The 9,357-nt window shown below is 68.7% G+C and carries 11 protein-coding genes; 1 reads left to right on the top strand and 10 read right to left on the bottom strand.

Features of this window, described 5'->3' with window-relative positions; genetic code table 11:
• Nucleotides 1-26: 26 nt before the first annotated feature.
• The 6 genes from rpsJ to H5411_RS11380 form a co-directional block, all read right to left on the bottom strand.
• A complete protein-coding gene (gene rpsJ / locus H5411_RS11405; RefSeq protein ID WP_003102098.1) occupies nt 27-332 on the bottom strand; it encodes a 30S ribosomal protein S10 in 306 nt (101 codons plus the stop codon).
• Nucleotides 333-734: 402 nt separating this feature from the next.
• Nucleotides 735-1,928 carry an elongation factor Tu gene (gene tuf / locus H5411_RS11400; RefSeq protein ID WP_009072295.1) on the bottom strand — a complete coding sequence of 398 codons (1,194 nt, stop codon included), beginning with the start codon at nt 1,926-1,928 and terminating at the stop codon, nt 735-737.
• Nucleotides 1,929-2,054: 126 nt separating this feature from the next.
• Nucleotides 2,055-4,154 carry an elongation factor G gene (gene fusA, locus H5411_RS11395; RefSeq protein ID WP_101436017.1) on the bottom strand — a complete coding sequence of 700 codons (2,100 nt, stop codon included), beginning with the start codon at nt 4,152-4,154 and terminating at the stop codon, nt 2,055-2,057.
• Nucleotides 4,155-4,217: 63 nt separating this feature from the next.
• Nucleotides 4,218-4,688 (bottom strand): 30S ribosomal protein S7, encoded by a 471-nt coding sequence (rpsG, locus tag H5411_RS11390; RefSeq protein ID WP_009072291.1) that lies wholly within the window; start codon nt 4,686-4,688, stop codon nt 4,218-4,220.
• On the bottom strand, nt 4,688-5,062 hold the full coding sequence (rpsL, locus tag H5411_RS11385) for a 30S ribosomal protein S12 (protein ID WP_003102113.1): 375 nt from the start codon (nt 5,060-5,062) through the stop codon (nt 4,688-4,690). The genes rpsG and rpsL overlap by 1 nt, the downstream gene beginning before the upstream one ends.
• Nucleotides 5,063-5,704: 642 nt before the next feature.
• Nucleotides 5,705-5,857 carry a hypothetical protein gene (locus H5411_RS11380; protein ID WP_101436018.1) on the bottom strand — a complete coding sequence of 51 codons (153 nt, stop codon included), beginning with the start codon at nt 5,855-5,857 and terminating at the stop codon, nt 5,705-5,707.
• Nucleotides 5,858-5,913: 56 nt separating this feature from the next.
• Here H5411_RS11380 and H5411_RS11375 point away from each other — a divergent pair, with 56 nt between their 5' ends.
• The gene (locus tag H5411_RS11375; protein ID WP_312878113.1) at nt 5,914-6,420 is read left to right on the top strand and encodes a GNAT family N-acetyltransferase; all 507 of its coding nucleotides are present in this window, start codon (nt 5,914-5,916) and stop codon (nt 6,418-6,420) included.
• On the opposite strand, the gene H5411_RS11370 is transcribed toward H5411_RS11375, so the two are convergent.
• The 4 genes from H5411_RS11370 to H5411_RS11355 all read right to left on the bottom strand — a co-directional run bounded on the left by H5411_RS11370 (nt 6,413) and on the right by H5411_RS11355 (nt 9,344).
• Nucleotides 6,413-6,904 (bottom strand): MmpS family transport accessory protein, encoded by a 492-nt coding sequence (locus H5411_RS11370; RefSeq protein WP_101436019.1) that lies wholly within the window; start codon nt 6,902-6,904, stop codon nt 6,413-6,415. The genes H5411_RS11375 and H5411_RS11370 overlap by 8 nt on opposite strands.
• Nucleotides 6,905-6,981: 77 nt before the next feature.
• Nucleotides 6,982-7,215 carry a hypothetical protein gene (locus H5411_RS11365; protein ID WP_101436020.1) on the bottom strand — a complete coding sequence of 78 codons (234 nt, stop codon included), beginning with the start codon at nt 7,213-7,215 and terminating at the stop codon, nt 6,982-6,984.
• Between the two features lie 17 nt (nt 7,216-7,232).
• Complete coding sequence (locus H5411_RS11360) at nt 7,233-7,553, bottom strand: hypothetical protein (protein WP_101436021.1); 321 nt, start codon at nt 7,551-7,553, stop codon at nt 7,233-7,235.
• Nucleotides 7,554-7,583: 30 nt separating this feature from the next.
• Complete coding sequence (locus H5411_RS11355; protein WP_101436022.1) at nt 7,584-9,344, bottom strand: hypothetical protein; 1,761 nt, start codon at nt 9,342-9,344, stop codon at nt 7,584-7,586.
• Between the last annotated feature and the right edge of the window lie 13 nt (nt 9,345-9,357).

Genomic DNA, 9,357 nt, shown 5'->3' with positions numbered 1-9,357 from the left:
TCTTATCTCCGCCGCTCGCCCAACGCTTACTGGATGTTGACGTCGACGCTCGCCGGGAGGTCGATGCGCATGAGCGCGTCCACCGTCTTCGGCGTCGGGTCGAGGATGTCGATCAGACGCTTGTGCGTGCGCATCTCGAAGTGCTCGCGCGAGTCCTTGTACTTGTGCGGCGAGCGGATGACGCAGTAAACGTTCTTCTCGGTAGGCAGCGGCACCGGCCCGACAACACGGGCGCCGGTGCGCGTGACCGTTTCCACGATCTTGCGCGCCGAGGTGTCGATCGCCTCGTGGTCGTAGGCCTTGAGCCGGATGCGGATCTTCTGTCCCGCCATGGTGGCTGCGTTCCTTGTCGTCTCGTGCCGCTTTGTCTCGTCAACCTGGGCCGGAGCCCGGGTTTCAGCAGTTCAACGGCCCTGTCCCCGGTCCACGCGGTCGGGCGTGTCGCGCCCGCCGCACAGACGGATCCCTAAGGATCGTCGTCTTGCCTGGTCTTCCTCTACGTGAGGAGGCCGCGGGCCGACACGCGGTCGTCCCTACTGGCCTGTGCCCGCTAGCCTCACCCGAAGGAAGAGCTCCACGGACCGTGGCCACTCGTGCCAGGGCGGCCGGAACCCAGTCGATTGAAAACCGATAAGGATTCGGCCGCCCCAGGACGAGCAACCTGAATAGTGTCGCACACGTGAGTTGACGCCCTGAACTCGGGGGTGTAGTGACCCGAATTCAGGGCGCCGACATCACTTGATGATCTTGGTAACCTGGCCCGCGCCGACGGTCCGGCCACCCTCGCGGATGGCGAAGCGCAGACCCTCGTCCATGGCGACCGGCTGGATCAGCACGACGCTGATGTCCGTGTTGTCGCCCGGCATGACCATCTCGGTGCCCTCGGGGAGGGTCACGACGCCGGTCACGTCCGTGGTGCGGAAGTAGAACTGCGGGCGGTAGTTGTTGAAGAACGGGGTGTGCCGACCGCCCTCGTCCTTGGACAGGATGTAGACCCGGCCCTCGAACTCGGTGTGCGGGGTGGTGGTGCCCGGCTTCACGACGACCTGGCCGCGCTCGACGTCCTCGCGCTTGATGCCGCGCAGCAGGAGGCCGACGTTGTCGCCCGCCTGGCCCGAGTCGAGCAGCTTGCGGAACATCTCGACACCGGTGACGGTGGTCTTGGTCGACTTCTCGCGGATACCCACGATCTCGACCTCTTCGTTCACGTTGACCTGGCCGCGCTCCACACGACCGGTCACGACGGTGCCGCGGCCGGTGATGGTGAAGACGTCCTCGATCGGCATCAGGAACGGCTTCTCGAGGTCGCGCACCGGGTCCGGCACGTTGTCGTCGACGGCGTGCATCAGCTCGAGCACGGCGTCGGCCCACTTCTGGTCGCCCTCGAGGGCCTTGAGGCCGGAGACGCGCACGACCGGCGCGTCGTCGCCCGGGAACTCCTGCGAGGACAGCAGCTCGCGGACCTCCAGCTCGACGAGCTCGAGGATTTCCTCGTCGTCGACCATGTCGGCCTTGTTCAGCGCCACCACGATGTAGGGCACGCCGACCTGGCGGGCCAGCAGCACGTGCTCGCGGGTCTGCGGCATCGGGCCGTCGGTCGCCGCGACCACCAGGATCGCGCCGTCCATCTGCGCGGCACCGGTGATCATGTTCTTGATGTAGTCAGCGTGACCGGGGGCGTCCACGTGCGCGTAGTGACGCTTCTCGGTCTGGTACTCGACGTGCGAGATGTTGATCGTGATACCGCGCTGCTTCTCTTCCGGCGCGTTGTCGATCTGGTCGAACGCACGGGCCTCGTTCAGCTCCGGGTACGCGTCGTGCAGAACCTTGGTGATCGCCGCGGTCAGCGTGGTCTTGCCGTGGTCGACGTGACCGATGGTGCCGATGTTGACGTGCGGCTTGCTCCGCTCGAACTTCGCCTTCGCCACTGGAATGTCCTCCTGGACTGGATTTCGCTTTGTGCCCGGGGGCCGACGTGGCTGCCGGCCCCCGATTCGTTCTTCGTCGTGCTGCGGACGGTCAGGAGAGTTCCTTAAGCCCGCGAGCGGAGGGGATTACTCCCCCGTCGCCTTCGCGATGATTTCCTTCGCGACGTTCGCGGGAACCTCGGCGTAGGAGTCGAACACCATGGAGTAGTTCGCCCGGCCCTGGGTACGGGACCGCAGGTCGCCGACGTAGCCGAACATCTCCGACAGCGGGACCAGTGCCTTGACGACACGGGTACCGGCGCGCTCCTCCATGGCCTGGATCTGGCCACGGCGGGAGTTGAGGTCGCCGATCACGTCACCCATGTAGTCCTCGGGAGTCGTGACCTCGACGGCCATCATCGGCTCGAGGATGACCGGGCCGGCCTTCTTCGCGGCTTCCTTCATCGCCATGGAACCGGCGATCTTGAACGCCATCTCGGAAGAGTCGACCTCGTGGTACGCGCCATCCAACAAGGTGAACTTCAACCCGACGAGCGGGTAGCCGGCCAGCACGCCGTACTGCATGGCGTCCTGGGCGCCCGCGTCGACCGACGGGATGTACTCCCGCGGCACGCGGCCACCGGTCACCTTGTTGTCGAACTCGTAGAGAGCACCGTCGGTGCGCTCGAGCGGCTCCAGCTTCACGATGACCTTCGCGAACTGGCCGGAACCACCGGTCTGCTTCTTGTGGACGTAGTCGAGCTTGTCCACGGTCTTCTTGATGGTCTCGCGGTAGGCGACCTGCGGCTTGCCGATGTTCGCCTCGACCTTGTAGTCGGACTTCATCCGGTTGACGAGCACCTCGAGGTGGAGCTCGCCCATGCCGGCGATGATCGTCTGACCGGTCTCCTCGTCCAGGTTGACCTGGAACGTGGGGTCTTCCTCGGCGAGCTTCTGGATCGCCAGGGAGAGCTTCTCCTGGTCGGCCTTGGTCTTCGGCTCGATGGCCACCTTGATGACCGGGTCCGGGAAGGTCATCGACTCGAGAACCACCGGGTTCTGCGGGTCCGCCAGGGTGTCCCCGGTCGTGGTGTCCTTCAGGCCGATGACCGCGTAGATGTGGCCGGCCAGGGCCTCGTCGACCGGGTTCTCCTTGTTGGAGTGCATCTGGAAGATCTTCCCGATGCGTTCCTTGCGCTCCTTGGTCGCGTTGACGACCTGCGCTCCGGCGGCGACCTTGCCCGAGTAGACCCGGATGTAGGTCAGCTTGCCGAAGAACGGGTGCGCGGCGATCTTGAACGCGAGCGCGGAGAACGGCTCTTCGGTCGTCGCGTGGCGGGTGACCGGGGTCTCGCCGTCCGGCAGCAGGCCCTCGACCGGCGGCACGTCCAGCGGGGACGGCAGGTAGTCGATGACCGCGTCCAGCATCGGCTGCACGCCCTTGTTCTTGAACGCGGAGCCGGCCAGGACCGGGAACGCCTCGCGGGTGACGACGAGGTGGCGGATGCCGTTCTTGATCTCGTCCTGCGACAGCTCTTCGCCCTCGAGGAACTTCTCCATCAGCGCGTCGTCGGTCTCCGAGACGGCCTCGATCAGCTTCTCGCGGTACTCGGCCGCGCGGTCGGCCAGCTCGGCCGGGATGTCCTCGACGGCGTAGTCCTCGCCCTTCTTGACCTCGCCGCGCCAGACCAGGGCCTTCATCCGGACCAGGTCGATGACGCCCTCGAAGTCGTTCTCCGCGCCGATCGGCAGCTGGATGGCCAGCGGCCGGACGCCGAGACGGTCCTCGATGGTCTTCAGGGTGTAGTAGAAGTCAGCGCCCAGCTTGTCCATCTTGTTGACGAAGCAGATGCGCGGGACGTCGTACTTGTCCGCCTGCCGCCAGACCTGCTCGGACTGCGGCTCGACGCCTTCCTTGCCGTCGAAGACCGCGACCGCGCCGTCGAGCACCCGCAGGTTGCGCTCCACCTCGACGGTGAAGTCGACGTGCCCGGGGGTGTCGATCAGGTTGATCTGGTAGTCGTTCCAGAAGGTGGTGGTGGCAGCCGAGGTGATGGTGATGCCTCGCTTCTGCTCCTCCTCCATCCAGTCCATGGTGGCGGCGCCGTCGTGGACTTCGCCGAGCTTGTAGTTGATCCCGGTGTAGAACAGGATCCGCTCGGTGGTGGTGGTCTTACCGGCGTCGATGTGCGCCATGATGCCGATGTTGCGGACCTTGTTGAGGTCGGTCAGCACTTCACGTGCCACGAGAATGTTCCCCTGTCTCGAACGTGGGGCCCGGCATGGCTTCTATCGGCAGCCGGGCGGTCATCACCAGCGGTAGTGCGCGAAGGCCTTGTTCGACTCGGCCATCTTGTGCGTGTCTTCGCGGCGCTTGACGCTGGCGCCAAGGCCGTTGCTCGCGTCCAGAAGCTCGTTCTGCAGACGCTCGATCATCGTCTTCTCGCGGCGCTGCTGCGAGAAGGAGACCAGCCAGCGCAGGGCCAGCGTGGTGGAGCGGCCGGGCTTGACCTCGATCGGCACCTGGTAGGTGGCACCGCCGACGCGGCGGCTCTTCACCTCGATGGTGGGCTTCACGTTGTCGAGCGCGCGCTTCAGCGTGACGACCGGGTCGGTGCCGGTCTTCTCGCGAGCGCCTTCCAGCGCGCCGTAGACGATGCGCTCGGCGAGGGACCGCTTGCCGTCCTTCAGCACCTTGTTCACCAGCTGGGTGACCAGCGGGGAGGCGTAGACGGGGTCGGAGATCAGCGGCCGCTTCGGCGCCGGACCCTTGCGAGGCATTAGCTCTTCTCCTTCTTCGCGCCGTACCGGCTGCGCGCCTGCTTGCGGTTCTTCACACCCTGGGTGTCGAGCGAACCGCGGATGATCTTGTACCGAACACCCGGCAGGTCCTTCACACGACCGCCGCGCACGAGCACCATCGAGTGCTCCTGGAGGTTGTGCCCCTCACCGGGGATGTATGCGGTGACCTCGATGCCGCTGGTCAGCTTCACACGAGCAACCTTGCGCAGGGCCGAGTTCGGCTTCTTCGGGGTCGTGGTGTACACGCGGGTGCACACGCCACGACGCTGCGGGCTCCCCTTGAGGGCCGCGGTCTTCTGCTTGGCAGCCTTGTCCTGGCGGCCCTTGCGGACCAGCTGCTGGATCGTGGGCAATGGACCAGCTTCCTGTCGTGATCTTGCTTCTTCGTGTCTTCACCGGTCCCCGCGGTCGGGCGTGTCGGCCCGCGTCACGGTCTCGCGACCGGTAACTTCCCGGAGGGATTTTCCGTCGGAACCCCGCGCGGCGAGGCTGGTGAACCGGGTGCGAAAGCACCCCGCTCATGCCCAACGGCACGCGGAGCGGCCCGACGCCTGCCGGGCACGGTCTCCAAAGATACCCGTCCACTCGCGGAGCGGTCCGGGCGGGGGGTCGCTACGGTCGCCGACCGGTCATCGTAACCCCAGATCGGGGCCTTGAGACGGCGCCGCGCGGGACTTCCCGGCATGCAGAACGCCGCGCGGCGGGACGCTATTCCCGGGGAGGTTCCCGCGGTCAGGGCGCACTCGGGTTCGCCTGCCGGGACACGGCGACCAAGGAGTGGGCGGCTGCCGGGCGTCCGCCGCCGGGAGCTCCGGCGGGACGCGCGGGGGCGTTAAGAACGCGAGAGAAATTCTTCAGCGGCAAGGAGAAGGGCCGCCGGCTGTTCCACAATGGACCGCGCCCCGGGGTGACAATCACCTCACCGGGGGGCCTCACCGGGGGGCGGAGCCGCGAGACCCGGCCCGGCGGCGTGCACCCGCCGGGCCGGCCGCGGGTCAGTCCTCGTCCGGCTTCGCGTGGTCGGGCTTGCCCGGGTTCGGGTCGCGCGACAGATCGATCAGCGGGTGCACTCCAGCCCCCTCCGGCGCGGCATGGCTGCCGCCGGTCTTCTTGTCCCCCGGCTGGTCTACGTTCTCGCTGCCGTCCATGTCGCCTCCTCGTTCGGTTCCCCTGCCGGACCGCACGGTACCTGCCGGGGAAATCGGTGGACGGCCTCCCCAAGATGAAGGACGTGGACTGGAAGATCAGCGAAATCCCGCCCGGACACCCGGACGCGGCGGCGATCCTGCGCGAGTACCTGGACGAGCTCGCGTCGCGGTATTACGGCCGCCCTGCCACGTCCGCCGAGGTGGACGCGGCGCTGGCCGACGAGCCCAGCGACGGGCTCGTCGCGCCGACCGGGGCGTTCCTCATGGCCTACCGGGACGGGAAACCGGCCGGTTGTGTCGGCGTGCGGATGGTCGAGCCCGGGCTGAGCGCGTTGACGAAGGTGTACGTACGCCCGGAACATCGCGGGCACGGCGGCGGGAAGCTGATCGTCACGGCGGCCGAAGAAGCGGCGAAGCGGCTGGGCTCGTCCCGGATGCGGCTCGACACCCGAGACGACCTGGTTGAGGCACGCGCGCTGTACGCGTCGATGGGCTACGCGGAGGTCGAGGCGTTCAACGACGACCAGTACGCCGAGCACTGGTTCTCCAAGGACCTCAGCTGAGCCGTCCCGCGCAGCTGGCGACCTCGCCGTCGGCGGCTTTCGCGGACCGTGCCAGCACACCGTTCACCGACACCCGGCATTCCACCGGGCCGCTCGACTGGCCCATCAGCTGCACGGTCGGCGCGACGTCCGTCTTCGGCCAGGTCAGAGTCTTGCGCCAGGGCAGGGGCACGGACAGTTCCTGCTGCACCAGGCCGAGGCCGTTGTCGTCGTAAACCACGGTGGCGGTGCCGGAGCCGGCGAGTTCATAGGTGATCTGCCAGGTGGACGGAGCGGGGGCGACCGGCGCGGTGGAGGTCGTCGGGGCCAGCGTGCGGGTCACGGTGCGGTCCGGGGCGCGTTGCGGCGCCCCGGTGGTCGGCGCGGACACGGCGACCGGGGCGGGCGCGGGGTCGTCGCCGGTGCCGAGGATCACCACGGCCGCGGCGACGGCGGCCACCGCGATGCCGGCGATGGCGAGCCGGCCGATCAGCTGTCTGTCCATGTTCCTTCTTTCGCCAGACCTCGCCCAGGGCCGCCGGTGACTCCCGGGGGACGAGGGGAGCCACCGGCGGAGCCGGGTCAGCCGGGCAGGATCCGGCCGGGGACGCCGTTCAGCGACTGGACCAGGCCCAGCACGGGCACGCCCAGCGGCGCGAACGTCCAGATGTTGTTCAGGTTCGACGTGTCCGGTTCGTCGACGACGGTGACGCCGGGCTGGTCCTGCGCGGCGGCCAGCGCGGGCGCGGCGGCGCCGAGTACCGCGGCTCCGGAGAGCAGGGTGGCGGCGGCTGCGCGGACGACTGTCTTCTTCATGGCTACTCCTTCAGTACTCAGGAAACGGCGGTGACGAGGTTAAACACCGGCGCGAGGAGCTGGGCCGGGGCTTGCGTGGTCGGGCCGAGGAGGCTGCCCGCGTCGAGGCCGGGGACGACCCAGACCGACGGGCCGCCGCCGGTCGGCGCTCCGGGGAGGCCGGGCAGGCCCGGGGTGGGCAGGGAGGGCAGGCTGCCGGTCGGCAGCGAGGGCAGGCCAGCGGGCTGACCGGCGGCGGACGGGTCCGGGGTGGCGGCGCTGGCCGCTCCCCCGGCGAATCCGGCGAACGCCCCGGCCGCGGCGAGCGGCAGCAGGATCCGGGCGGCAATGCGTTTCATCAGGGGTTTCCTTTCTTCGGGGAACTGTGGTCAGCGGAGCGCGCCGCTGATCGGGACGATGGTTCCGTCGGGGATCCACTGCCCCGCGTAGTCGCGCGCGGCCTGCATGCCGGGCGCGTGCGGTTCGTTCGGGTACATCGGCATCGCGTTGACCTGCGCGGCCGCGAACAGCTGCACCTCGCCGTTCACCGCTGTCCACTGTGGACCGAGCCAGGTCCGGAAACCGCCCAGCGACGGGCTTTCGCCGCCGAAGCTGTTGCCGACCGCCACCGCGTAGCTGACCGCGAGCTGGTCGCGCGGATCGAAGCGCAGCGGCAGGGCCGCGCTGGCCACGGTGTTCACGATGGGTCCGTTGAGCAGCCACGGCGCGAGGTACAGGCCGAACTGGTGGGTCGGTGTGAGCCGTTGTGATTCGGCGGCGCGGCTCATCGCGAGGTACCCGTCGCTCCAGCCGGAGACGACCACGAGCGCGGTGTCCGCCGCCGCGTCCGGGCGCACCGGCAGACCGACCCGAGCGGCGGTTTCGCGCACGAGCTGCCCGGCCTGCACGCCACGCGGCGAACGGTCCTCGACCAGCGTAATCGCCGACGGCTTCCGCGAGGCGAGGAATTCGACCAGCTTCACCAGCGAACCGCGGTCCTCCGACGACAACGCGTCCGAGGGACAGCTGGTCAGCACGTCCCGTTTCTCCGCCACCAGACCGCCGAGTGCGGCTTCCGCGCATTCCGGCGCGTCGGCGTCCGATACGGATGGGCCTGCCTCGGTGCCCGCGTCGACGTCGACCGTCGTGGTCGCGCCGCCCTTGTGCACGACGAGAGTGCTGCGTCCGGGCGGAAGTTCGACTTCGGCCCAGCTGCCTTCCGCGCCGGCTCGAGCCGCGGCAGTGGTCACGTTCCCGCCCTCGACGCCAGCGGACACGTCCGTGCCCGCGCTCGCCGGGAAGTGCACGAGGTTGCGCCCCGGCCGCTGTGGGCTGACCAGCAGCGGCACGGTCGCGCCGCCGACGGTCGCGTCCGCCAGCAGCGGCACTCCGGGCACGGGCAGCGGCGCTGGCTGCGGAACCGCGGCGAGTGCACTCCACGCGAGGAAACCGAGTGCGACGCCAGCGACGCCGTAGCGGTAGCCGCGGGTAGAAGCGTTGCGGGACAACAAGACCGCGGCAATTACCGTGACCGCTGCGGGCAGCAGGACGACCACGATCAGCGAGATTCCGAACAGCGTTTCGTACAGCCGTCGGTCGAAAGCGACCCCGGAGACGCCGAGCTGCACAACGCCCGCGAGCGTCAACAGTCCGGCAAGGCTGACCGACAGCGGACCGACGCGCAACGGCGTCGACCGCCACTGCTCTACCGGTACCCACGCCGACAGCAGGGTCACGCCGAACCACAGCGCGGCGGCGGCGACGTACACGGTGTCGATGGCGAAGGAGATGCCCGTGCCGTCGACGGAGGTCTCCAGCACCACGAGCACGACCAGCGCGAGCGAAGCCCAACGGCCCGCCGAAGGCCACCTCAGCAGCACCGGCACCGCGAGCGCGAGCACGATGTGGACGATCAGCGCGACGAGGTTGACGTCGACCGTCGCCGCCGACACCGCGGCCAGCACCGCAGACCCGATGCCCAGCGCGCCGGTGGTGAGCCACAGCTTGCGCGGCAACGGACCGACGAGCGGGCGCAGAATCCCGGTACCGGCGAGAAACGCCGTCGCCAGCAGCAGTGCCAACCGCAGCACCAGCGCGGCACTGTCCACCCCGGACGATCCGGTGGCGGCCGGAGTGACGTGGTGATCCATGGAGACCTTCTTC

The organism is Amycolatopsis echigonensis, assembly GCF_014174495.1.
GTDB classification, from domain to species: Bacteria; Actinomycetota; Actinomycetes; order Mycobacteriales; family Pseudonocardiaceae; genus Amycolatopsis; species Amycolatopsis echigonensis.
This window is presented reverse-complemented; position numbering and strand designations above follow the sequence as displayed.

Coding starts and splice junctions, on each gene's coding strand:
- rpsJ (WP_003102098.1), bottom strand. CDS start 332: ATGGCGGGACAGAAGATCCGCATCCGGCTCAAGGCCTACGACCACGAG.
- rpsG (WP_009072291.1), bottom strand. CDS start 4,688: ATGCCTCGCAAGGGTCCGGCGCCGAAGCGGCCGCTGATCTCCGACCCC.
- H5411_RS11380 (WP_101436018.1), bottom strand. CDS start 5,857: ATGGACGGCAGCGAGAACGTAGACCAGCCGGGGGACAAGAAGACCGGC.
- H5411_RS11370 (WP_101436019.1), bottom strand. CDS start 6,904: ATGGACAGACAGCTGATCGGCCGGCTCGCCATCGCCGGCATCGCGGTG.
- H5411_RS11365 (WP_101436020.1), bottom strand. CDS start 7,215: ATGAAGAAGACAGTCGTCCGCGCAGCCGCCGCCACCCTGCTCTCCGGA.
- H5411_RS11360 (WP_101436021.1), bottom strand. CDS start 7,553: ATGAAACGCATTGCCGCCCGGATCCTGCTGCCGCTCGCCGCGGCCGGG.
- H5411_RS11355 (WP_101436022.1), bottom strand. CDS start 9,344: ATGGATCACCACGTCACTCCGGCCGCCACCGGATCGTCCGGGGTGGAC.